The sequence below is a fragment of the Planococcus alkaliphilus genome, assembly GCF_057031095.1.
On the sequence record NZ_CM168060.1, the window covers coordinates 3,427,016 to 3,450,381 of the forward strand.

Sequence of the window (23,366 nt, forward strand, 5' to 3'; positions counted from 1 at the left end):
TTTCTGTAAATGCAGGACTTCATTGATAAGGATTCACTGTGACGCCTAAGGCCGATGCCCGCACCATCGGCATGTCTTCTAAAGTTTGCAGGTTCTCTTTCGTTCCCGTTACGACTGCACCGACGACTTGCACATCATCGGTCGTTAAGCGCTCATCGTCCCCTTTCAATAGGTCATGGATCCGTTTGTATTCGCTGTAATATTTACCATTTTCAAGCGTCATCCCGTCTTGGATTCTATCCACAAACCCCTCTTCGCTTGTCGGCTGTTCTTCTTCGGTAAAGATGTCTTCGTCAAAAGAAAATTCTTCAATCCCATACACTTGATCTGAAAGTTCCGGGGAATTAACGAATTCCCCTTCGAATTTTTGATTCATCCGTTCCAGATCATCCGGGGAATACGTGTCAATCCAATACCATTTTAATGTGACGTCTTCCGGCAAGCTTTCCCGGATTTCCTCGGGCGTATAGGCTTGGTCAAAAGACAAGGCGATTTCGGCGGACGTTTCTTCCGGGAAACTTTCCAATTCGCCTAGTCCATCTGCGAGTCCGGCGTATTCCACTTCCGGATGATAAAAACCGAGCACGCGCTGCTTCGTTTCCCGGTCATAATAGTTCATCAGCCCCTTTTCTTCGTCTTCCACTGTGATATAGGAATGGTCGCCGGTAAATCCGCTGACGCCCCCAAAAAGGCTGTAGGTCATCGTTTCTTCACTCCAATCAACCGGAATCTCTTCAATCACTTTATAGCGTTCGAATCTTAAAATGCTTTCAAACAAGCCATTGCCTTGCTGCTGAGGCCCCATCTCTTCAATATTCGGATCGGTGATCTGGCTGAATAATTCAATGTCCCGCAACGCATTGGATTCGTGCCACCTCATAATCGATAGCCAAGCAATTCCGGAAGCAATGGTCAATAAACCCAGAACTACAACAGAAATTAATACATTCCGAAAAACCGTTCTTCTTTTGGCTTTGTTGATGATCTTTCCAAATGAATCATTGGAAGGATCCTGCTTAAAAAGCTGTTCCAATTCTTTTTCTTTATGAGAATTTTTCATGTCTTGCCATCTCCTTTTCGTACTGTTCCTTAAACGCTTTTCTCGCTCGGAACAGATAAGTTTTAAGCGTCCCTAAATTCAAGTCCAGCATTTCGGAAATCTCTGCATAACTTAATTCCATTTCGTATTTCATGAGCAATAATTGCTTCTGGAGAGGAGGCAATTGATCGAGTACCTGCTCAATTTCAGTTCTCATCTCTCCTTGCCGGACAAAATCTTCCGGCAAAAACGAGTCATCGACAAATTCAAGGTTCTCGAAAGTCGTATGTATTTCTTTTTTCTGTTTCCGGCACAAATCATAATAATGATTGACGGCTACCCGGAACAGCCAGCTATAGGCTTTTGTCCCGTCCACTGAATCGATGTACAGCATAAGCCGGTACACCGCTTCCTGAACGGTATCTTCCGCATCGCTTTTGCTCGCACCGATCTTCACCAAATACTTGAAGATGATGTCTGTCTTTCCATGCAATGCCGCCATCAACTCTTCCCGAGGATTCAATTGCTCCCCTCCTTCCGCTTATAAGACATTTTCACTTGTAAAAAGTTAACATTGTTTCTGAAATTATTTTATGCCGTCCAGTTGAAGGCATAAAAAAAAGGAGAAGCGAAGCTGCAAGGCTTCGGCTCTCCCTAGCGGTTTTACTTTTGGAATAAAAGATAACAGGAAACTGTAGAGTCTTCTCTACTTTACCATTCGATTTATGATGATTCATCTTCCTTTTTTTAGAAAAACTGAAACTTTATTGGCGATTAATATGTATAGTAAAGAAAGAAGGAGATGAATGATTATGAACAGCATTGCAGAAGCTAACATCAATTATGGAGATTGGGTTTTCACTTTCTTTATCTTATTCGGAATCATCGGGCTGATACGGCTGATTTTGTTGGTAGTCAAATCCCGGAAAAAGTTGATATGAGAGGTTCTTTCACCTTATAAAATCAGCATAGCGAATGCGGTAGCGGTCCATCAATACCGCTTCCAACTCGTTTAAGTAGCGGTCTACGCCTTTTACCAGTGCTTCTTGGGTCAATGTCTCTTCATGCTCAAAATTCTGCCAAATTGAAAACAGCTGCCATTGGTTTTCACTTTTCTTTTTAAAAGCCAGCATCGGACCTTCTCTTTCGTCATACTCCATGGTGTAGAAGTAAAAACTTTCCGTTCCGCCCGATTGGCTTCTACGCCATCTTTTTAAACTGACTCCCAGTTCCAGCAAAGTAAAAGAAGGTTCGCGAAAGAAACAGGCATCTTTTATATTAATTTCCAGTTCTCCATCCACATCAATCAACAATTTTCCGTTTTTTTGATGGAGTAATTTTTTATCCAGTCTCAGCGCTGGATCTAAGTTGAAATCGATTGCAAGTTCCATTTTCTCCTCCTCTTTTTTCCCAGCTTTCTTTTATTCTTCCACAATCACTTCCAAAGCCAGGATATACGGGAATTCAGTAGTGGTGTCCACAGGCACGACCTTGACCCGGTCTCCTTCTTCCAGTTCTTCGTACGAACTGATTTTCCCGCTGAACTCAGTAATATCGGTAAGATGGATCTCCTCTTTTTCCGATTTCTCTTCATCTATCGTCACGATGAAACTCGTATCTCCTTTTTCCGCTACAGTTCCCTCGTAGTTTCCACAAGCTGCAAGTCCCAAAGCTAAAAAAGCCAAAACTGCGATACCGACTACCTTCTTCGTCCTCTTCATGATCTCCCGCCTCTCTTTTTCGGCTTTTCTTAAACACCTCTCTCACATCTTTCCTTCCTTTATCCAGCTCCAGATTTCACCACGGACTGTAGGAAGAATTCCATCCAATTTCATAAAGGAAATCTTCGAATGGCGGGAGCTTTTTCTTTACTTGCCGGTATGGCATAAGAATGTTTTCCCTGAATTGCTGGAATAAGACCGGGTCCATCTCGGGAAATTCTTGTTCCAATCCAAGTTTGCTTCTTTCATCAATGGCATTAATTGCATCCACTGCATAAACCGTCATGACCGGGAATTCCTGCTCGAGAGCAGTGTAATTTGAATAAAAAGCAGCGATATAGCCATTGAGTTCAAAATAAGGTTCGTCCGGTTGAAATCCTCCCGTATATTTCCGCTCATGCTGTGGCATAAAAGAAGTGGCACTTTCGGTCTCCCAAATGCCAACCATCATGGCGAATGCTGCAAATGCCGCTCGCCGGGTTTGGTCATCCGGGTCGGCAAAATGCAGATCATAGCGATGAAATTCGAATGCCCAGCCTCCATGGAAAGAAGCGGGTTCAAAAACCTTTAGGACATCTTCCACTTTTTCTATAAGCGATTTCTCCTTTTCCGGTGCTTTGCTTTCTTCATTTAAAAAACCAGTAAGGCTTCCCATAATATCCTGGGTATCCAAGTTGCTGCCAAGATAACCGATTGCCCGCTGATTCAGGAGAATTTCCGGATTTCTCGTCGAGCCTAGGAGCGCCTCGACCATCCAACGCATCGCTTCTTCCGAGTTTCCTAAATTATATTGGGTAAATGCATAGTGAATTTTAAGAAGGCTGTCATCTTTTACTTTAGACATCCCTGACATCAAAATGTGTTCAGCTTCCTCAAGACGCCTTGCAACCGGTAAAGAGAACCGATCTGTCCATATGCGTTCACGGCTTGGGGTTCTGGCAGCCCGAGTTCAAGCGCTTGTTGATAGGAAGAAATCGCTTCCTCGTCTTTCGCCAGGATGTCGCAGCTCCAGGCATACTCATAGCGCAGCATTGCATTTTCCGGATCCGCGGATATCCTATCTTTAAGAATGTGGTGGGATTCGAACAGCTTGCCCTCTCTTCGCAACTTTAAAACGTGATTCAGAGAATTTTCCATTTCGCTCATTCCCTCTTTTGGTTTTCTTTCTTATACGCATTGAAAAGGGCAAGCGTTTCATTATCCTGGAAATAAATCCAGAATAGTTAAATTTCTTCTAGCATTTCCCTCTCGTTGCGATAGAATTAGCTTAGGAGGTGGCGGATGAAGAAATTTTTGCTTTCTATTTTAGGCGGGCTCTTAATAGGCGGCGTGCTGTCTTTCTTTTTGTGGGATTACAGCGCCCCAACGTTTGAAGTGATTAATGACAATGGAGAAAACTATTCCATCACAGAAATGGATTTTGATTTTGTGTTTAATGCGTCTTTACTGATTCTCGCTTTTTCAGTTCTTCTTTATGTGATCTGGACCCTTGTCGATAAAAAGAAAGACGAGAAATTTTTAGCGGAGTATGAGCGTGATAAAAAATCCGGCCGTTAGATGCATGAGGAGGGATTCCGATGGAGCTTTTGATTTTAGCTGTCTTTATCGCTTTATTGAGCTTTGCGGTAAAACTGTTTGCCGGGAACAAATCGCACAGGTGGATTCATGCTGGCTATCTCACGGCATTTTTACTGCCGATTCCTGTCTGGTTCCTTTTTATGAACCTTGCGGGAAGCGTAATGGGCGGCGGGATTGGCGCAAGCATAGGCGGTTTCGTACATGCCATCGCAACTTCCATCGCAGGGTTTGTTTTTCTTTATATCGGTTTCGCTTCGAAACGCTTTGAAAACAGCAGCCGTTAAAAAGTGGGCTCCGTTATTTTGATGGCTGCTGCATAACACTCTTCCAGTTTCACTTCTTCGCCGAACCATTCCAGAAATACTTGTTTAATCATGTGTGCTGCTTCCTCAACCGAATGGATTTCTTTTAACCGTTTGGCAATATCCGCTATTTCCGGATGGTATTCGTCTTCAGGACATTCCATCGCAAGCAAGCCTATCGGATCCCATTCATTAATCACCCGTTTAATTTCATTGAAGTTTTCCATATTCTCTCTCCTTTTATTTTCATTTTATCAAACGATCAAAACGTTCAAGACAGCTGACCTGAACAGAGTGTACTCATTTTTGAAACTCTTCCATAAATAGCAGAAGGATAAAGCCTCCTATCAATAGAAATCCTAAAATCAACCAGATCAGCAGCAGCCCTGACACGGCCATAAATGCCTTTTCAAACCACTTGCTGGTTAATAGCTTCATTTGTTCACCTCATTTTATCGGAATTCTTCTTGTTTAATGAAACGAAGAAAACCGGAAAAAGTTACAGCTCCACAAACAGACTCCCTCCATTAAATCCCCAAAATAAAAAGCCGCCATAGGCAGCTTTTATTTTTTGTTGAGTTTATTCAATTCTTTCTCCAGCCCGTTCAAGTCTGTGAATTCGATGACACTGATTTTCCCCTTTTGCGGCAAACTCGCTTTTCCTCGGTAATTGAAGACGGAGGATTTCTTATTTGGATTCGTGTAAGTCACTTGGAAAGTGAAATTATACGATTTTGTTCTTTTCATATTCTGCTTAATCTTGATATTAGACGCTTTTAAGCTAAAGTCCCCTGGATAGATGCTCGCCATGAACGCATCTCCTGTATAAGTGAACACATCATAGCCTTTTTCAGTGAAATAAGGTGCATAGGTTTTTTCCGTATAAGCCAATAAATTCAAGTTTGTCGGTGATTTCAAATACTCCTGGTACTGTTCTTCCGTCAAATCTTTCGATAGCTCTTTCATCGCTGCATTCCATAACTTGCGGTACTTTTTATCCGGCCCGTTGAACTCTTTTTCAATGACGGTTTGAATGGCCGCCCGGTTGTCGAGCTTCACTTCCGCAGCTTGCACATTTTCTGTGAAACCTTTCGGTAAACCGCTTAATACCAGTAAACAGGCTGCCACCAGTAACATCAAATTTCGTACGTTCTTCAAAAGCCCCTTTTTATTTCTCTCCATCTTTCTTCCTCCTTGTTCACTCTTTTCTTTTAAAAGAGCTGTTACCCGAATAGACGGATGACTTTAAAAAAGGAGTCGCTTTTTTAAAACTTTTTATTTTATTTCAAAAAACGATCGAGGAACGTGAAAACATCGTCGAGATTTTCTTTCGCGTTAAAAGGTTCGCCGCCATGAACCGCATCTTCGAACAGGTTGAACTCCACTTTGTCTTCGCCTAATGTCTTCGTCAGTTCTTCTGCAAAATCCATGGATTGCTGAGCGGGTACATTCGGATCTGCTGAGCCATGCTGGATTAAGAAAGCCGGATCGTTTTTCGTGATATACGTTTCGGGATTCGCCTTTTCGACAGCATCCGCTTTTTCGGCAATGCTGCCGCCTAAAAATTTGCTTTCAGGTGATTCGGCATCTTTTCGCTCGCCTATTTTCGGTGCAATTCCTGATTCTTCAAACTGCTCATCCATCTCGAGGAAGTCGATCTGGCCGTACCAACTGGTTCTCTGCCAGGATTTGGAGTGCCTGTTCCCCGTCATATGCGGAAACACTTCCCATCCCTTCAGCCTGCAAGTAGGCATTGAGGCTCTCATGGACAGCAATATTATCATCACAAATCAACACCATTATGCGTGGATCCATCACCATACATCCTCCATTCGTCAAAATTGCTTTCACTGAATTTTATCCAAAGCCTTTATCTTCTATGTTTCCATACAATCAACTATAAATCAATCTTGTCACTTTTTCGCTTTTTTTAAAGTGTATGAAAAAAAGGAACCTCGAGATGAAGTTCCTTTCGACTTATAGATAATAAATTGATTTGATGACCTTGAAACGTTTTCTACTTCTTTAAGCCATTTTGTTATAATCTCGGGTCTACAGGATCAGATTCTAAAGCAAGTGCCCCTAATACACATTCGTGGACCCGTTCAATCGTTTCCCCGTTTACATAGCGACTGATTCCCTCTATCCCCAAAGTAAATTCTTTTAAGGCTAGTTTCTGCTTTTTGCCGGTGTTTCGGTTTTTCAATCTTATTAAATTAGCCGGTTCTAAATAATCCATGCCGTAAATGATTTTCAAATAGCGGCTGCCCCTTACCTTAATAGCCGGCTGCAACAGCTTCCCTTTCTGCCTGGTTATATAGAACTCCGGTTTGATAATAATGCCTTCATGGCCATCTTCCGTTATTTCTTTCCACCAGTCAATCACTTCCGCTTCACTGGCTTCATCGGAAATCATTTTGTATTCCGTCTCCACAAACAAATTAGAATGGCTGGCCAGATACCGGTTCATTTCCATATGCCAAGTATGCGGCTTGTCGAAGAATGTCCGGTTACTGTGGGCAAGGATATGGAAAGGCGCAATTTGAATGGCCTCTACTGAATCGACATCCCAGCAATATTTTTGAAAAACGTCATTGAAATCTTGCGCATTTCCAAGTTTTTGTTCGTACTCCTCCAGCCAATGCTGCAATTCTGTGTTGCTTTTCGCAGCTGCAGCCAGCTTGTCTCTCAAAAACGTCCGGTCTAATAAAGCATTCTCTGCAACATGCGCGTACTGGCTGCTGATTAATTCTTTGGCTTTTAAATTCCACGGCATGATTTCGGCATCCAACAGAACAAACTCAGTTTCCTTCTCTTCAAAATAGTTCATCCGCTTTAAATCCCCGTTGACCTGTCTCAACAATTGCGCTTCCGTTTCGCGGTCGAAAAAGCGCTTTCCGGTTCTCGTATGGATTGTCCCTAAAGAACGGATACCGGTATGCTTTTCGGAAGCTTCCTCGTCTTTGAATAAAAACAGAATAGCGCGGCTGCCCATATGTTTCTTTTCTGCAATCATGGTATGGATTCCATTTGCTCTGAAATACTCGATTGCTTCTTTTGGATGCTCCAAATAGTTTTCCATCGCAGAAGGATTTGGTGTTGGACTCATTGTTGGCGGAATGTAAACCAATTGCTCGATCGGAACCGTAAAATGCGAAACTGTATCAATTGCCGGTTTCACCAGTTCTGGTGGAATCCGCACTTCCCCCAACTCTTCCGTCAAAACTGAATAACCTTTCAGGAATTTGGCAATATCGGGAGGATTCAATCGATTCTTTTCCCATTCTATAAGCGGATTATCAGGATGTCCGGAGTAATCCCGCTTTGCCTCGACTGCTGCAAATTCCCTTTCTGGGTATCGATATGCCGTTAATTGACCACCGAAAACAACTCCTTGGTCGATATTGATCGTCTGATTGACCAAAAGCGGCTTCGGTTTCGGGTCATGCCCCCAGACAACCAATACACTTTTGTGATGGCCGATTGTCCAGTCTTTCCGGACTGGCCGCCCATTTTCTCGGGATCCATCGGAATCTCCATAACGGCAGAAGTCACTGATGGTTTGGGATTGTTTGCCGATAAATTCATCTTTTATGCCTGCATGTGTGACGATCACCACCGGTACGCCGTTTTTCTGAAAGACGTAATGGGAGGGAGCATTTAAAAGAAAGTCTTTTAATTGCTGTTTTATTTCCTGAAGCTTTTCAATTCCCACTTTTTGTTCGTATACACGGAATTCTTCTTCCACTTTTTCATCCCCATGGCTCAATACGACCTGACGCCCATCCAGCCACCGGGCAATCTTCCAGCCATGATTGCTGTCAACCATCAGCGCAAGTCCTTTTTGGACATGCTGATAAAAGAACATCATTGTCTTAAGCGACTCAGGCCCTCGACTCATTACATCACCGACGGAAACGAACCGGCGGCCTTCGGGGTGTATGTAAAACCCTTCTGAATTTTCTTCATACCCAAGTTTGGTTAACAGCTCTATTAGCTCCTCGTAGCATCCGTGAATATCGCCAATCACATCGATGCCTTTATCGATATCCAGTTCAATCGGGTTTGTTCTCCGGAAGAATTCAACTTCTTCTTCCTTCAGTGTATGAACGGCTGTAAAGCCTTCTTTTTTAATAAAACGCTTTTCATTTCTGAAGATCTGGTACTGCTGCTTAATCCGACGCTTTCCTCGCGGGTTGTCGCGTACTTCATCGCGGGCAGTTAGAATGCGTTCATTTACATCAAAGACGATTGCTTGAATGGGCACATGATTTTCTTTCGCTAGTTCAATGTATCTTTTACGGTCCTCAGAACGAAGGTGCGTTGCATCGACAAAAACCAGTTTATTTAAGCGGCATCTCGCTTTAATCACGTTGTCCATCAAGGTAAATGCCTCTTTTGACAGCTCCTGATATTCATCCATCAAACCATTCGCTTCATCTTGCGGCCGGTTTTTCCAGTCAATGAATTCCAGATCGCCAACCCTCATACGGAAGTCATCAGAACTGACCACTTCAGATGGCAGAACAGCCTTTTCCTCAATTTGTCTTTTTAGGAACGTAGATTTTCCACTGTTGGACGGACCAATCAGCAAAACGATTCCTGTATGCGGCAAGCCAATTCTCATCCTGCATTCACCTTCCTTCTAAATAGGCACATTTGCGTCGGCGCTCCCTGCTCCGGGTGTTCTTCGCCAATTCCTGTAAATTCAAGTTCATAGATTCCTTTCGTATTGCGTTCAGCACACCAGCTGCGAAATTCCGCCCGTGTCCATTCAAACCGATGGTCATCATGGCGGAAATGCTCGGCCATATCATAGATTTCATTGTATTCACGGTTAGGAGTCGTGACAATCAAGGATTTCGGGCTGTATAAATGAAGAAGTGTATCAAATACTTTCGGAAGCCGCATTTCATCAATATGCTCAATCACTTCGCATAGAATCATCAAATCTTTATCTTTTAAACGTTCATCGTAATAGAACAAAGAACCCCATAAGGTTTCCGGCTCAACGAAAGCTTCTTGGCCTTTCGCTTTTTCAAAACGTTTTTTCGCTTTGATAATTTCAACTTCAGAGGGCTCAACTGCAAGAACTTCTCTGACCCCGCTGACTAACCCTAATTTGACAGCCAGTTTCCCTTCGCCTGAACCAAAGTCCACGACCGTTTTGGGATGCAGCGTTTCTGCAGTTTCTGCAATTTTTTCATACCGCAATTCATTTAACCGTGATTTTTTCACAGGTTCCGCTTTCGGAGCTTCTGCAGTGGTATTTTCAACGAGACTGTATACTTCCTTAAAGCGCAGGGCTCGGCGGTATATCACTTCTCTCAGGGGGTGCTTTTCCAGCCATCCTTCGCCGTACCTCTCCAGCTTTTCAATCTCCTTCTCGTCAATGAAATAATGTTTGTAGTCGTCGATTACTGGAATCAGGACAAATAAATGACGCAAGGAATTTTGTAAAGTTTGGATTCCCGCCAAAGAAATCATGCGTACTTGGCTGCTTTCTTTTAAACGAAAGGAATAGTGAAGCTCCGGTTGGGTAATTTCCACTCCATAGCCCAGCGGTTCGAACAATTCTCTTAGTTGGTGGTCTGAAAGCGTTGAATTTACTGGCCCGAGTTCGAGCGTAAAGGCGAAGGGATGCTCCACCCATTCCATCTGTTCTTCTTTAGGCTGGCCATTTAAAGCAGTCCCCAACGCAGAACGGATTAAGGATAAAAAGATGCTGCTCGCTGCAAATTCCCGGTCGTTTATATAATGGGTGATGTCATACGAATTTGTTTTATTTTGAATCAGTCCAATCGGGTCCGGCGTGACAAAAATTGTTGCCTCCAGTTCATCTTCTGTGAACTTGCTATAGAAAAAGCGCACTAAGTGGCCTTTTTGATTTCTTTCATATAGATTGTTTGGATTTTTAGACAACAGATGAGAAATCGACTTCACATTTTCACCCGTTGCACGAATCGTCAATTGCATAATAAATCCCCCATCTCTCACTTCATATAAGATAAAACCAATATATCATATTAGCTGGAAATGATTTTATCGATGTCCATTTAATTCCACTCATTCTTTTACTTTTTAAACATGCTCTCATTATTTCAATTATATAAAACGAAAAAAGCCAGAAAAAAACCAATTTGAGGTTTCCTCCTGACTTCATTCGTTGGCTGCACTGTAAATCAGTCCATATACCGATGTTCTCTTAAACTGTTCAAGCTTTCAATTTGCTGGAGCAATCCTTCACCGATATTCGTTTCGCGGACCACTTTCCGTTCAAGTTCTTCATCCACGAGACGCTTTACTGATAAGACATCTGTCTCTTTCGATAACACTTCTTCTTTCGAGTTGAACAATTGATGGGCGACGAGCTGCATGCCGTAGGAATTATAGAGCAGCGTATAGCCTGCAATCCCCGTCGTGGACTGGTAGGCTTTCGAAAATCCGCCGTCGATGACCAGCATCTTGCCGTTCGCTTTGACTGGATCTTCTCCGTCCCGCTCTTTTACCGGGGTATGGCCGTTGATGATGCGCCCCTGATCCGGATTCAAATCAAATTCCTCAAGCATACGGCGGCATACATTTTCGTCTTCGCGCAGGTAATAGTACGGGTTTTTCCGTTCTTTATGCGTTTCTTTTTCCTTGATGAAATAGCGTTCGAACGTTGTCATTTCGCGTTTTCCAAAAAGCGAGGAGTTTTCGCCTGTCCACAGATACCAAATCATGTCCGTCGCAAAGTCATCCGTTTCTTCCGGATACGCAAATGCCTGGCGCATATAGCGTTCAAATACGTCCAATAGCTCGCGTCCGGCATAGGTCTCGCCTTCGATTTCCATCGCTTTCATGCTGCCATCTTCATCCAATGGAATACATCCGTGAATCAGCAAATTGCCGTTGTATTTCAAATACAGGCTACCTTTTTTCATGAGGAATTTCATATGGCGCGCCAATTTCTCCGACTGCTGGATTGAAAACAGCAATTTGTCGATCACCTGCTGCTCTTCTTCCAATAATTCATCCGGTTTTTCCGGATTGATGGTCGCAAAACATGTATTTTCAAGGGGATAAGTTTTTCCATGGATGGTCGCTTCGTTTTTCTCATAATCCACTTTTTCTAATAGAAGACGGTCTTCCATGTGAAAGCACGGGCGGCGCTTGATGATCGGCGCTTCCAATTTAAACTGGATGATTGAAATCGCTTGATGGATTTTGGTAATCTGCAGCTGTTCCTGTTCGGTCAAGTTCTCACCGGAGATGCGCTTCGGACGGAATACCGGATTGTCCTCGTAATACTTCTCCGCCAGATTCAAAAGCGGCCGTAAATTGATGCCGTAGACATCTTCGATAATATCGAGGTTGTTGTAGCGCGCGCAGATGCGGATGATGTTCGCCAAGCAGACTTTCGATCCGGCAAAAGCACCGATCCATAATGCATCATGATTCCCCCACTGGATATCGACGGAATGGTAGTCGATGAGCGTATCCATAATCTTATGCGGATCGGGGCCCCGGTCATAAATGTCGCCTACGACATGAAGATGATCCACTACCAGCCGCTGGGTCGTATAGGCAAGACCGATAATGAGTTTATCCGCCTGGCCGAGTGTGATGATGCGCTCTAAAATCTTATCGTAGTAATCTTTTTTATTTTTGAATTCATCGGTTTTATATAATAATTCTTCAATAATGTAAACAAATTGCTTCGGCAAGGCTTTACGGATTTTGGAACGGGTATACTTCGAAGAAGCATAGGAAATAAGTTTCAGCATTCGCTCGATAACTTCAATGTACCAGTCCCGCAACTCCTGTTTGCTGCTGAAAGCGCTCTTGATCATTTGCAGCTTTTCTTCCGGGTAATAAACCAAAGTCGCAAACTCGTTCAGCTCTTTTTCCTGCATTTCGTTTTTGAAAAGGTCGCGGATCTTCACTTTCACGTTGCCGGAACCGTTGCGCAATACGTGCTGGAATGCTTGATATTCGCCATGCAAGTCACTGACGAAATGTTCCGTTCCTTTTGGCAAATCAAGTATGGCTTCAAGATTGATGATTTCGGTGACGACTTTTTCTTCACTATCGTATTTTTGCGCCAGCAAATCCAAATACTTTAAATTTAACATCAGGACTCCCCCTTCAATTTTTCGTTCTGATGAATCTGAATCTGAGCTGTTCAGCAGAAATTCATTCTGTACGTCTATTTTAGCAGATATGGGACTGTCTTTAGTATATGTGTTTGCTTAATTGGAGAATATTGTTTCTATTCTATGTACAATTAAAATAATTCAAAATTCCAGATTCGGTACTATCTTCTTTGGAAGCAATCCAGTAGAATAGTCACAATGGTAATTATATCCTTTTTATTTCAAACAATTGTGAGTTTTTTTTGACGGTCATTTAAAATAAAGAAAGTTTGGAGAATGTAAGCCTTTTATTTTTGAAAATCGACTTTAGGATGATGAAGCTAGAAGGTTTTAATGAAGGGAGGGGTAATTTATATGAAGGATTTATCAATGAAATTGGGGCAAGACATTTTGGCTTCTACCGCTCTTTTTGACGTTGTCAAAGACCCCGTATTCCTCATGGAAGAAGATAACGGTTCTTTTCGCTACCTCTATGTAAATCCCTCCGCTTTAGCACTTATGCCGACGCAGGATCTCATCGGAAAACGAATAGAAGATGTATTAGATGCAGAACAAAGCCAGACGATTAACAGCCATCACTATGAAGCGATTGCTACCGGGGAATCCGTGGAATTTCTTGAAAAAGTAGATACAAAAGACGGGGAATTCATCGGAGAAACTGTGCTTAACCCGATATTTTCCGCAGATGGGCAGTGCCGCCATATCTTATCCATCATCCGGGATGTAACAGAACGGGAGTACAAGAAAAAAGACCTTCAAGCGACCCAAAAGCAGATTGAAATTGAACGCAAACGGCTCGATTCCATCGTTGAAAACAATGCGAATGCCGTCTTCGAGTTTGATGAGCAGAAAAAGTTCCTCCGCATCAATCAAAAAGTCACCGAAGTCACAGGCTTGACGGAAGAAGAGCTGATTGGCCAATCCGTCGTTTCGATGGTTGTTGAATCTTGCCTGGAAGATACGCTCCGCCATTTTGACCAGGCTCTTCAAGGACATGCCATTGATTTTGAAACAGCCATCTACAATAAAGATCAATCCATCGTTAATTGTTATGTAAATACCATTCCGATTGTCGTCGACAAAGAAGTGATTGGGGTCTACATAATTGCAAAGGACATTACCGAACAGAAAAAAATGATGGGTCTTCTGCAAGAAAGTGAGCAGCGCTATAAATCTTTATATGCTAATCATCCGCATGGCATCTTCACTTTTGACCGCCACGGTTTTTTAGAAAGTATAAATGCGGGTGCTGAAAATATCACGGGATATACGATCCAAGAGTTGAAAGATGGGGACTTTAGAACCGCTCTCATGCCTTTAGAAATGGATAAAGTGAAGCGGCTTTTCTATAAAACCGTCAAGACGAAGCAGCCGCAGCGCTATGAACTAAGTTTCCTCCATAAAAACGGGCAGCTCATTGATTTGCAGGCCATGAATATTCCGATTATCGTCAACGGAAAGTTGGTGGGAATCCACGGAATTGCAACGGATATCACAGAAGTCAAACATGCCTATAACGCGCTGAATGAGACGAAAAAAAATCTCGAAGTCTTCTGGAATAATTCGGCTGATCCCATTTTTTTTATTGATATGAATGGGGATATTGTCAGAGTGAATCCAGCATTCGAAGAAACTTTCGGTTATACGGAGGAAGAGATGCTGAGCGGGAATGGCACGATCATCCCGGCTCATATGAGTAAAGATCAATTTGACATTGTGGAAAGGATTTCACAAGGGGAAACCGTGAATTCCCATGACACCATCCGCATGACGAAGTCCGGCAAACCGCTGAACATCATCTCTTCCTATTCGCCCGTACGGAATGCCGACAAAGAAATCGTCGGAGCCACCATCATCTATAAAAATGTGACGGAATTGAAAAAAGCGGAGACCGCACTTCAAAAAAGCCAGGAAAAATACAGATTAATCACAGAAAGCACGTTTGATATCATCACCTTAATCGACCTTTCAGGGCGGATTGAATATGTATCCCCTGCCTATGAACGTGTTACCGGGTTTGATAACGACTCCTTTATCGGCAAGCCATTCGCGACAAATGTGCATCCTGAGGACCAAGCGATCCTACGCAAAAGTGTCACTTCCGTCATTGAAGGCGGAAAACCGGCAACGATTGAGGTCCGTTTCCTGAATCAGGAAGGCCAATATATCTGGATGGAAGTTTCGCCAACCCCTGTTATTGAAGATGGAAAAGTGAAGAAATTTTTCACGATTGCCCGCGACATTACAGAGCGCCGAAAACTGCAGGATAAAATTGCAAAAATGGCCTTTTATGACCACCTGACCGCTATTCCGAATCGGCGGACTTTCGATGATCGTTTAGAAAAAGCGATCCTGGATGCCGATCAATCCGGCAAAAAAGTTGCGGTTTTGATGCTCGATGGACGCAAATTCAAAGAGATCAATGACCGCTTCGGCCATGATGCAGGAGACGCCGTCATCAAAGAAATGGCTGCGCGCCTGCAATCCTGCATGGATTCCGGCCAAACTGCTGCAAGGCTCGGCGGAGATGAAATGGGCGTTATTCTCCCGAATGTTGACTCAGCGAAAACAGCCGAAGAAATGGCCAAACAAATCATCCGATCTTTTGAAACTCCACTTGGCTATAATGGCGTCGATATTCAAATTGGTGCCGGCATTGGCATAGCCATCTATCCGGACCACGCGACAACTGAAAAACAATTGATTAAACGCGCGGACATGGCCTTGTATGAAGCGAAGAAATCGAATTGGAATGAATACCGCTTTTATTGTTAGAGGCAGCACAGTAAAGAAATGACAGAAGCCAGTGAAAAGGTATTATTTTTCACCGGCTTCTTTTTTGTATTTCACATATCGGACTCCTGGTGTGCGTTTTTATTCGTCAGCTGTTAAAAGCAGCGGATCATTAAAAATTTAACTATAGAAAATCTTAAGAAACCATCCAAGTTATTATAGTAATAATTTCGCTTCAATAGATAAATAAAGACAATTATTTCATCATTGTATCTTTTTTGTATTTCGCCTATCGAAAGGAAATAACGTGTTATACTTGGAACAAATGCATAGCCTTGGATTCTCCAGACTTTTTTTAGTCACTTTCCGACGCGAAAGGAGAATGCCCTATGAAAAAAGAAAGCATCCGAACTCTTTTAGAGACGATTTGCGAATACAATAATGTACGGATCACTCAAACGTTTACAAAAGAAAACATAGACCATATTCTCGTAAAATGTGTGCCGCATACTCAAGTACTTGAACTGACTTACTTGCAAACTGGTGCCATTGAACATTACCAATCGGTTACAGAAGCAGCAGAGGTTATCCACCTAGCGCTCTATTCTTCTATAACTGCTTAATCATTCGTTTAGACGATACTCATAGAACAGAAAAATCCGTGCCGAAAGCCAGCACGGATTTTTCATTTGATAAAATATAGGTGAATTGACCTTCGAAAAATAGTTTGCACTAGTGATTATTATCCAAACGAAAAGGGAAACTATAAATAAAAGAAAAGGCAGATACAAAGAGAGGATCTGGATAACTATGCCGACACGAGATGAAAATCATGACACGAAAGTGAGCCGCGTGATTGATGCCCTTGCTCTAAGCCAGGAACAAGATGTAAGATCTAAAATCATTGATACCAGCTTGTATTCGGTTTTTCTGATATCTTCAAGTGGCTCGCGCAATGAGTCTTGCCAAGCCCTATTGGTTGAGCATCTCCCTGCGAAAGAACCGGAAGCCTTTGTTTTGCCTCTGGAGATCAAGACCTCCGCTACAAAGACAGAAATCCTGAAGAAAGTCGCTGCCGCTGTGGAAATACATTTTACAGAACCGAATCATGTGGTTTACTAACTTTTTTATCCGAAGCAAAAGCCGAAAGCACTTTATGTGCCTTCGGCTTTTTTTCGTAAAAGATTTAGTTTTTGCCTAATTTCACCCGCTGCAGGCGCAATGAATTTAAAACGACAGATACGGAACTGAAAGCCATTGCGGCGCCTGCTACCCAAGGAGCCAGCAAGCCAATCGCAGCAATCGGAATCCCTACTGTGTTATAAGCAAATGCCCAAAATAGGTTTTGTTTGATATTGCGCATTGTCTTCCGGCTCATGAGGATCGCTTCGGCAATGCTATTCAAATCGCCGCGGATCAATGTGATATCTGCCGCTTCCATTGCTACATCCGTACCGGTGCCGATCGCCATCCCGATATCGGCTGTGGCCAGTGCCGGTGCATCATTGATGCCGTCGCCGACCATCGCCACTTTTTTGCCTTCTTGCTGCAACTTTTTCACTTCGTCTGCTTTTCCTTCCGGCAGCACTTCTGCAATCACCGCGTCGACACCGACTTGTTTGCCGATTGCCTGTGCTGTCCGTTCGTTGTCGCCAGTCATCATGATGACGCGGATGCCCATTTTCTGAAGGCGTTTGATGGCCTCTTCCGATGTTTCTTTAATCGTATCGGCTACAGCAACCAGCCCTGCATATTCTCCGTTAATGGCTGCTAGCATCGCTGTCTTGCCGACGCTTTCCAAACTTTCCATTTGCGGCATCACGGCTGACACGTCAATTCCATATTGCTCCATCAATTTCCGGGTACCGACGAGAACGCCTTGCCCTGAAACCGTCGATTGAATTCCATATCCCGGCACCGCTTCAAAATACTGAACTTGTCCAAGTTCAATCCCTTTTTCCTGAATTCCTTGGACAATGGCTTGTGCTAACGGATGCTCGGATTGTTTTTCGGCTGCTCCAATGAGTGCCAGAAACTTTTCTTGTTCCTGTCCATCTGCAAGGAGAACATCCGTCAGTACCGGTTTCCCGTGCGTAACAGTGCCTGTTTTATCGACCACGACGGTATCGATGCTTTGCGTCTGTTCCAAATGTTCGCCGCCTTTGAAAAGGATGCCCATTTCGGCTGACCGGCCAGACCCTGCCATGATCGATGTTGGTGTTGCCAGTCCGAGCGCACATGGACAAGCGATTACAAGCACTGCAATCAACACTTCAAGTGCTGGCGTAAAATTGCCCGGCTCCACCCAGATAAACCACACGAGGAAAGTCAGAATCGCAATGCCGACGACGATTGGCACGAAAATGCCCGAAATCTTATCGGCCATGCGCTGAATCGGCGCTTTGGTTCCTTGCGCATCTTCTACCACTTTAATGATTTGCGCGAGTGCAGTATCCCGTCCTACTTTAGTGGCTTTCATTTTAATGGATCCATTGCTGTTGATCGTTGAACCGTATAAAGCGTCGCCTTCGGTTTTATCGACCGGCAGGCTTTCTCCAGTCAGCATCGATTCATCCACCGCTGTCGACCCTTCCAGCACTTCTCCGTCAACCGGAATTTTTTCTCCCGGCTTCACGAAAATCGTATCGCCGATGACAACTTCTTCTAACAAAACTTCCCGTTCTTCGCCGCTGCGCAAAACCATTGCCGTTTTCGCCTGGAGTCCCATCAGTTTTTTGATGGCTTCTGAAGAGCGGCCTTTCGCTTTTGCTTCAAAGAGCTTTCCAAGAATAATCAATGTAATTAAAACCGCACTTGTTTCAAAATACAATTGCGCCCCGTGATGCGTCCCTGCCATCACAATTGCCTGATAGACCGAATAGAAATAGGCTGCAGATGTTCCTAGCACCACAAGCACGTCCATATTGGCACTGCCATTGCGCAAGGCTTTATAAGCTCCAACGTAGAATTGTTTTCCGATGATAAACTGAACCGGAGTTGCCAGCAGCATTTGCACCCATGGATTCATCAGAATTTCCGGAACATAGAGAAACGACGTAAATGAAAAATGGCCGACCATTGTCCAGAGTAAAGGCAAAGATAAAATAGCTGAGATGATAAATTTCCGTTTCTGGTCCTGGATTGCCTTTTCGCGATAATCAATTTGTTCGTGGTCTTCCTGTTTTTGATGGGCACCGTAGCCCAACTTCTCTACTTTTTTAATAATATCGCCAATCGCCAGTTCAGATGGATTGAATTCAATCGTCGCTCTTTCAAGTGCTAAGTTGACGTTGGCTGATGCTACTCCGTCAAGTCGGCTAATGCCTTTTTCGATGCGGGTGGCACAAGCTGCGCACGTCATGCCCGTAATATCAAATTCCGCTTTCTGTTTCACGACGCCATAGCCGAGCGCATCAATTTTCTTTTCAAAATCTGCCTCACTAAGCTTTGACGGATCATATTGAATAGACGATTTTTCAAGCGCTAAATTGACATTGGCTTTCTCAACGCCATCCATTCGGCTAATGCCTTTTTCAATACGGGTCGCACAAGCTGCGCATGTCATACCCGTAATCTGGAAATTTGCTTGCTTTGATTCTACTGCCATCGTTAGTCCTCCTCCCTTATACTGCTAGGGGGTATATTTTCGTTAAAAACAAAGAGTGCTGAAAAGCACTCTTATACGACGTCATATCCCTGATCTTCGATTGTTTCCTGGATTTTATCCAATGAAGTTTGGCTGTTGTCGAACGCAACTGCCACTTCTCCTTTTTCAAGATCCACTTTTACAGATGAAACGCCTTGCAATTCTCCTACGCTTGACTCCACTGCATTCACGCAATGCGCGCAAGACATGCCTTCAACTTTTAATGTTTCATTCATTTGATATTCCTCCTAATGATTGATTTCCTTCAACTTACCATACCCCTAAAGGGTATACAATGATTTTGCTTTGATTACTTCGTCATCGTCTTCATAACATCCATCAATTCATTGATCGCTTCTTCGCCTTTGTTTTCTTTGATGGCTTTTGATACGCAGTGATGTGTATGATCTTCCAGCAACGCAAGTGACACTTTGTTCATCGCAGACTGAATGGCGCTTACTTGATGAAGAATATCTACGCAATAACGGTCATTTTCCACCATTTGATGGACACCGCGGACTTGTCCTTCGATCCGCTTCAAGCGGTTCAAAAGCTGTTGCTTGTTTGGCTGCACTGTCGATTTAATTGTCTCTTCCATATAGTGAACCTCCCGAATTATAATACCCTATACCCGTATTATATATTGGACCCCTAAAAATGTCAAAAAAGCGGATTGACGGTTTTATTGGGCTGATAGTTCATCTTCAATGAGCCATTTGTGATTCTCTATTTTTTCACCGCCTGAAGCGGGAGTAAAATCCACCATGTAGATTGTGGTTTTTTCGACAGATTCAATTAGGGCTTCGGCACCTTGCATTCCTTCCATATGGCTGGCTTCGATCGTCACCGCATCACCTGCCTGAAAGGCTTCTTCTCCGGCATTTTCAATCTCTTCATGGATGATCCATTTATGGTGTTCGACTCGCTCTCCTCCATTTTCAGGTGTGTAGGAAATGGCGTAGGCGATTGTATCAAAAGCACCGGCCACAGTTGCTTCGGCGCCTTGCATTCCTTCCATATGATCGGCATCCATAAGAACGCTGCTGCCTACTTCATACTTCGGATGTAGAGCCTTCTCCAAATCTTCCGGCAGCTCTCCTGTACTTGAATGTTCCATATGTCCATTCTGATCATGGTCCATCGCTGCCTGATCGCCGCCTTCGCTGCCGGAACAGGCAGCTAATAAAGCGGCAATAGCCAATACAAGAACATACGTGAGAAGATTTTTAAATTTCATGATGATGGTCTCCTTTGCTGTTTGATAACGAGATAGAAAGTTTGGCTGTCCGCGCTATTAAAGAACCTTCAGTCACTTCACCGTTAATATACAATACCCCCCTATAGTATGTAAAGTGATTTGATCAATTATCAGATATTTTTTTAAAAAAACTCTTGCAGGTGACCTTACGTCACCTGCTACGCTGAGAGGAAGAAGATAAATTTTGGAGGGAAATTAACCAATGAAAATGAATGTAAAAATGAATCTCTGGAGTTGGAAAGAACTGCTGTACGTATTGTTTCTAACTTTAATCGCTGTACCTATTGTTATTGAATACGGACTCTTCCATTACTTACTTGGCCTTTTTGAAAATGAATTATACGCAGGCACTGCCACCGGATTTGCCATGTCCCTCATCTTTTTGGGCGGACTGTATTTGATCGTTCTGAAGCCAAATCATCAATCTTGGAAAGCGCTCGGCGTGCAATCTTTCGCGATTAAGCATTGGAAGTTTATCCTTTGGTGGACTGTCATTTTAATTGTTGCCAGTATATTAATCGTCATCGGCATGTCTTTCCTTGGGATTGGAACAGCTAACAGCAAAACGGAAAGCCTGCAAGCACAGATGACGCTGCTGAATTTCGTGATTGCCTTTGTTTCTGCTGCAATCATCTCGCCTATTTATGAAGAGATTTTCTATCGGGGGTTTCTTTACCGCTTTTTCAGCAGCCGCTTCGGCATCATTGGTGGACTCTTAATCAGTTCAACCATTTTCACGATTGTCCACATTCCAACCTATAATACCTTGCCTGTGAATTTTGTTTCCGGACTTATTTTTGCTTGGGCTTTCCAAAAAACCGGTTCAGTCATCCCTGGCATCATCATACATGGTGCTTTCAATGGACTGGCTGTCATCCTGACTTCATTCGCCTAAAAGTAAAACCCTTCAAAGCAAGAATGGTCCTTGCCTTGAAGGGTTTATTTTTTTGCCGCCTTTTCCAAAAACTCAATGACTGCAGAATCAATGGGATACAAACCTAATTGTTCGGATGCTTCAGCTGATTTTCGGACTTCCCAGAAATCATCTGCCAACTGAAGATCGTTTCCGAACGTTTCTGCTGAAAGAATATCCATGTCTTCTATAATTAGCTGCGCCTCCGCGGATTCAGGAGAAACACCACTCGCCAGGCAAAGCTCAATCCGTTTGATGAGGTTGATCCATTTCTTTGTCGATACATCCGAGTTTTCAAGTTTTGGCAGCATCTGTTTCAACTGTCCTTGCTGCGCTTCAGAAAAATACCGGTTCCAATCCTTGTCCCTTTTAGACTTCGCTACCAATTCAATCAAGTCTTCCCAGTGAAGCGCCCCTTCCAAATCCAGTACATTCAGCAGCGATTGCGTATGGTCCATTGAAAGCTGAAGGCGTTCCATCTCTTCTGCCAGCAACGCTTTATGGGCAGTTAATACTGCAGACAGTGATTGTTCCGAAAGAACTTTCCGACTGTCTTCAAGCGATAAGTCCAGCGATTTGAGCAGCAGGATTTTTTCCAGATCCAAAATTTCCGCATCCGAATAATACCGCTTGCCGCCCGCTTCTTTTTTTGCCGGCTGCACAAGCCCAATCTGATCGTAATAGCGGATGGTGCGGACAGAAACTGCTAATCGTTTTGCCAGTTCGCCTGTTGAAACGTAAACTGTGTCTTTTTCTGTTTCCAATCCTTTTCCCCCTAGATTTTCATCGTCATTAATACTATCACGTTACAGAAGAGTTTATTTTCCCTGCAATTCTTTTTTGTTTTTCATCAATGTATTCAGCCTTTCCGCTCCTAAAAACATTGCTGCGATCAAAACTGTCACGAAAATCGGGAAAATGCCAAGTGTTGTATAAGCTGCCAACGATCCGAGAAGTGGCGGGATAAACGTGCTGCCTGTATAAGCGAATGCCATTTGATACCCCATAATCGACTGGGCATGCTCTTTGCCAAAACGTGCCGGCGTTTCATGCAGCATGCACGGAAAAATCGGCGCGAGGCCTAAACCGACCAGGATAAATCCAGCCAGTGAAATTCCAATCGGCAAAGGCAGCACGAGCAGTAAAGCACCTGTCAGCGCAATCAATTGGCCCATTCGGATTAACGTTCGGTTATTGACACGGAACGTCACAAATCCGGTGATGAATCGGCCTACCGTGATCCCGCCAAAGTAAAACGAAACCCATCGTGCTGCCGTATCGACTTCAAGCCCTTTCATCTCAACGAGGAAACTGCCGCCCCATAAGCCCATCGTGGCTTCAGCCCCGCAATAAAACAAAAAGGTAGCCAAAGCGAATTTCACGCCTTTGACCCGAAGCGGCTTTGTTTCTTTAAGCTTTTTGTTTTCTACAGGCAATGCATCCTCTTTTGTCTGTTCTTCCGGAACCGGTTTGGACTTTTCGTTTTTCTTCCATAAAGGAAGAGCAAGAAACAGAATCACCACTAAAGCGAATTGAATGCAGGCAATGATCAAATATCCGTTTCTCCAGGACCGTTCGCCCGCTAATGAAAAGGCGAGAATAATCGGGCCAAGTGTAGCGCCGACTCCCCAAAAACTATGAAGCCAGCTCATGTGATGGGCTTTGTAGTTTTCCGCTACGTAATGGTTTAAGCCTGCATCAATCGATCCTGCACCTAAGCCAAGTGGAATGGCAAAAAGGAATAGCCAGAAAAGCGACGGCGAAAAAGAAAAGCCGAGCAGTGCAGCGGCTGTCATCAAACAGCTGGCGAATGCCACTTTTCCAGTGCCGAAGCGTTTCAGCAGCTTGCCGCTCATTAAGCTTGAAAGAATGGTGCCTCCAGCAATGACCATAAACAAAAAGCCGGCAGTTTCAAGCGGCGCACCGTATGCAGGCTGCATAGCAGGCCAAGCAGCTCCAAGAAGTGAATCCGGCAAGCCAAGGCTGATAAATGCTAAATAGATGATGATCAGAAATAATACAGCCACGGGCAGTCCCT

General features: G+C 43.6%; 27 protein-coding genes. 7 read left to right on the forward strand and 20 right to left on the reverse strand.

Features of this window, described 5'->3' with window-relative positions; translation table 11 throughout:
• Positions 1–19: 19 nt before the first annotated feature.
• Positions 20–1,060, reverse strand: a complete 1,041-nt coding sequence (locus AC2EXB_RS17890) for an anti sigma factor C-terminal domain-containing protein (RefSeq protein WP_483602595.1) — start codon at positions 1,058–1,060, stop codon at positions 20–22.
• A complete protein-coding gene (locus AC2EXB_RS17895; RefSeq protein ID WP_483602596.1) occupies positions 1,044–1,562 on the reverse strand; it encodes an RNA polymerase sigma factor in 519 nt (172 codons plus the stop codon). The genes AC2EXB_RS17890 and AC2EXB_RS17895 overlap by 17 nt, the downstream gene beginning before the upstream one ends.
• A gap of 289 nt (positions 1,563–1,851) precedes the next feature.
• On the opposite strand from AC2EXB_RS17895, the gene AC2EXB_RS17900 reads away from it, so the two are divergent.
• On the forward strand, positions 1,852–1,980 hold the full coding sequence (locus AC2EXB_RS17900) for a hypothetical protein (RefSeq protein ID WP_483602597.1): 129 nt from the start codon (positions 1,852–1,854) through the stop codon (positions 1,978–1,980).
• A 9-nt stretch (positions 1,981–1,989) separates the two neighbouring features.
• On the opposite strand, the gene AC2EXB_RS17905 is transcribed toward AC2EXB_RS17900, so the two are convergent.
• The 4 genes from AC2EXB_RS17905 to AC2EXB_RS17920 all read right to left on the reverse strand — a co-directional run bounded on the left by AC2EXB_RS17905 (position 1,990) and on the right by AC2EXB_RS17920 (position 3,897).
• Positions 1,990–2,430 (reverse strand): DUF7878 domain-containing protein, encoded by a 441-nt coding sequence (locus tag AC2EXB_RS17905; protein ID WP_483602598.1) that lies wholly within the window; start codon positions 2,428–2,430, stop codon positions 1,990–1,992.
• A 30-nt stretch (positions 2,431–2,460) separates the two neighbouring features.
• The gene (locus tag AC2EXB_RS17910) at positions 2,461–2,760 is read right to left on the reverse strand and encodes a hypothetical protein (protein ID WP_483602599.1); all 300 of its coding nucleotides are present in this window, start codon (positions 2,758–2,760) and stop codon (positions 2,461–2,463) included.
• A 76-nt stretch (positions 2,761–2,836) separates the two neighbouring features.
• Positions 2,837–3,604, reverse strand: a complete 768-nt coding sequence (locus AC2EXB_RS17915) for a hypothetical protein (RefSeq protein ID WP_483602600.1) — start codon at positions 3,602–3,604, stop codon at positions 2,837–2,839.
• Between the two features lie 8 nt (positions 3,605–3,612).
• Entirely contained in the window at positions 3,613–3,897 is a 285-nt protein-coding gene (locus AC2EXB_RS17920; RefSeq protein WP_483602601.1) for a hypothetical protein, read from the reverse strand.
• Between the two features lie 144 nt (positions 3,898–4,041).
• On the opposite strand from AC2EXB_RS17920, the gene AC2EXB_RS17925 reads away from it, so the two are divergent.
• The gene (locus tag AC2EXB_RS17925; RefSeq protein ID WP_235197564.1) at positions 4,042–4,317 is read left to right on the forward strand and encodes a hypothetical protein; all 276 of its coding nucleotides are present in this window, start codon (positions 4,042–4,044) and stop codon (positions 4,315–4,317) included.
• A 20-nt stretch (positions 4,318–4,337) separates the two neighbouring features.
• Complete coding sequence (locus AC2EXB_RS17930; protein WP_483602602.1) at positions 4,338–4,622, forward strand: hypothetical protein; 285 nt, start codon at positions 4,338–4,340, stop codon at positions 4,620–4,622.
• Here the strand turns inward: AC2EXB_RS17930 and AC2EXB_RS17935 are convergent.
• The 8 genes from AC2EXB_RS17935 to AC2EXB_RS17970 all read right to left on the reverse strand — a co-directional run bounded on the left by AC2EXB_RS17935 (position 4,619) and on the right by AC2EXB_RS17970 (position 12,757).
• Positions 4,619–4,867 (reverse strand): DUF1871 family protein, encoded by a 249-nt coding sequence (locus AC2EXB_RS17935; RefSeq protein WP_483602603.1) that lies wholly within the window; start codon positions 4,865–4,867, stop codon positions 4,619–4,621. The two genes, AC2EXB_RS17930 and AC2EXB_RS17935, sit on opposite strands and share 4 nt — an antisense overlap.
• Before the next feature lie 73 nt (positions 4,868–4,940).
• Positions 4,941–5,078: a hypothetical protein gene (locus tag AC2EXB_RS17940; RefSeq protein WP_483602604.1), complete on the reverse strand. Its 138-nt coding sequence runs from the start codon at positions 5,076–5,078 to the stop codon at positions 4,941–4,943.
• A gap of 126 nt (positions 5,079–5,204) precedes the next feature.
• Positions 5,205–5,822 (reverse strand): hypothetical protein, encoded by a 618-nt coding sequence (locus tag AC2EXB_RS17945; protein WP_483602605.1) that lies wholly within the window; start codon positions 5,820–5,822, stop codon positions 5,205–5,207.
• A 98-nt stretch (positions 5,823–5,920) separates the two neighbouring features.
• On the reverse strand, positions 5,921–6,283 hold the full coding sequence (locus tag AC2EXB_RS17950) for a prolyl oligopeptidase family serine peptidase (protein ID WP_483602606.1): 363 nt from the start codon (positions 6,281–6,283) through the stop codon (positions 5,921–5,923).
• The gene (locus AC2EXB_RS17955; RefSeq protein ID WP_483602607.1) at positions 6,276–6,455 is read right to left on the reverse strand and encodes a response regulator; all 180 of its coding nucleotides are present in this window, start codon (positions 6,453–6,455) and stop codon (positions 6,276–6,278) included. Before AC2EXB_RS17955 ends, AC2EXB_RS17950 begins: the two co-directional genes overlap by 8 nt.
• A 223-nt stretch (positions 6,456–6,678) precedes the next feature.
• The gene (locus AC2EXB_RS17960; RefSeq protein WP_483602608.1) at positions 6,679–9,267 is read right to left on the reverse strand and encodes a polynucleotide kinase-phosphatase; all 2,589 of its coding nucleotides are present in this window, start codon (positions 9,265–9,267) and stop codon (positions 6,679–6,681) included.
• Positions 9,264–10,616: a 3' terminal RNA ribose 2'-O-methyltransferase Hen1 gene (locus AC2EXB_RS17965; protein ID WP_483602609.1), complete on the reverse strand. Its 1,353-nt coding sequence runs from the start codon at positions 10,614–10,616 to the stop codon at positions 9,264–9,266. Before AC2EXB_RS17965 ends, AC2EXB_RS17960 begins: the two co-directional genes overlap by 4 nt.
• Positions 10,617–10,822: 206 nt before the next feature.
• Entirely contained in the window at positions 10,823–12,757 is a 1,935-nt protein-coding gene (locus AC2EXB_RS17970; RefSeq protein ID WP_483602610.1) for a fructose-1,6-bisphosphatase, read from the reverse strand.
• Positions 12,758–13,132: 375 nt separating this feature from the next.
• Here AC2EXB_RS17970 and AC2EXB_RS17975 point away from each other — a divergent pair, with 375 nt between their 5' ends.
• The 3 genes from AC2EXB_RS17975 (at position 13,133) to AC2EXB_RS17985 (ending at position 16,633) form a co-directional block, all read left to right on the forward strand.
• On the forward strand, positions 13,133–15,553 hold the full coding sequence (locus tag AC2EXB_RS17975) for a sensor domain-containing protein (protein WP_483602611.1): 2,421 nt from the start codon (positions 13,133–13,135) through the stop codon (positions 15,551–15,553).
• 347 nt (positions 15,554–15,900) lie between these two features.
• The gene (locus tag AC2EXB_RS17980) at positions 15,901–16,134 is read left to right on the forward strand and encodes a hypothetical protein (RefSeq protein WP_483602612.1); all 234 of its coding nucleotides are present in this window, start codon (positions 15,901–15,903) and stop codon (positions 16,132–16,134) included.
• Between the two features lie 187 nt (positions 16,135–16,321).
• Entirely contained in the window at positions 16,322–16,633 is a 312-nt protein-coding gene (locus AC2EXB_RS17985; protein ID WP_483602613.1) for a hypothetical protein, read from the forward strand.
• A gap of 64 nt (positions 16,634–16,697) precedes the next feature.
• Here the strand turns inward: AC2EXB_RS17985 and AC2EXB_RS17990 are convergent, their stop codons facing one another.
• The 4 genes from AC2EXB_RS17990 to AC2EXB_RS18005 all read right to left on the reverse strand — a co-directional run bounded on the left by AC2EXB_RS17990 (position 16,698) and on the right by AC2EXB_RS18005 (position 20,394).
• Positions 16,698–19,118 carry a heavy metal translocating P-type ATPase gene (locus AC2EXB_RS17990; protein WP_483602614.1) on the reverse strand — a complete coding sequence of 807 codons (2,421 nt, stop codon included), beginning with the start codon at positions 19,116–19,118 and terminating at the stop codon, positions 16,698–16,700.
• A 71-nt stretch (positions 19,119–19,189) separates the two neighbouring features.
• Positions 19,190–19,393: a copper chaperone CopZ gene (gene copZ / locus AC2EXB_RS17995; protein WP_052649851.1), complete on the reverse strand. Its 204-nt coding sequence runs from the start codon at positions 19,391–19,393 to the stop codon at positions 19,190–19,192.
• A gap of 74 nt (positions 19,394–19,467) precedes the next feature.
• Positions 19,468–19,755, reverse strand: coding sequence for a metal-sensitive transcriptional regulator (locus AC2EXB_RS18000; RefSeq protein ID WP_052649850.1), 288 nt, complete (start codon positions 19,753–19,755; stop codon positions 19,468–19,470).
• A gap of 84 nt (positions 19,756–19,839) precedes the next feature.
• A complete protein-coding gene (locus AC2EXB_RS18005; RefSeq protein WP_483602615.1) occupies positions 19,840–20,394 on the reverse strand; it encodes a YdhK family protein in 555 nt (184 codons plus the stop codon).
• 223 nt (positions 20,395–20,617) lie between these two features.
• Between AC2EXB_RS18005 and AC2EXB_RS18010 the strand changes: the two genes are divergently transcribed.
• The gene (locus AC2EXB_RS18010) at positions 20,618–21,310 is read left to right on the forward strand and encodes a lysostaphin resistance A-like protein (RefSeq protein ID WP_483602616.1); all 693 of its coding nucleotides are present in this window, start codon (positions 20,618–20,620) and stop codon (positions 21,308–21,310) included.
• A gap of 44 nt (positions 21,311–21,354) precedes the next feature.
• Here AC2EXB_RS18010 and AC2EXB_RS18015 read toward each other — a convergent pair whose 3' ends face one another.
• Both AC2EXB_RS18015 and AC2EXB_RS18020 read right to left on the reverse strand, forming a co-directional pair.
• Entirely contained in the window at positions 21,355–22,092 is a 738-nt protein-coding gene (locus tag AC2EXB_RS18015) for a MerR family transcriptional regulator (RefSeq protein WP_483602617.1), read from the reverse strand.
• A gap of 54 nt (positions 22,093–22,146) precedes the next feature.
• The gene (locus AC2EXB_RS18020; protein WP_483602618.1) at positions 22,147–23,355 is read right to left on the reverse strand and encodes an MFS transporter; all 1,209 of its coding nucleotides are present in this window, start codon (positions 23,353–23,355) and stop codon (positions 22,147–22,149) included.
• Positions 23,356–23,366: the final 11 nt, after the last annotated feature.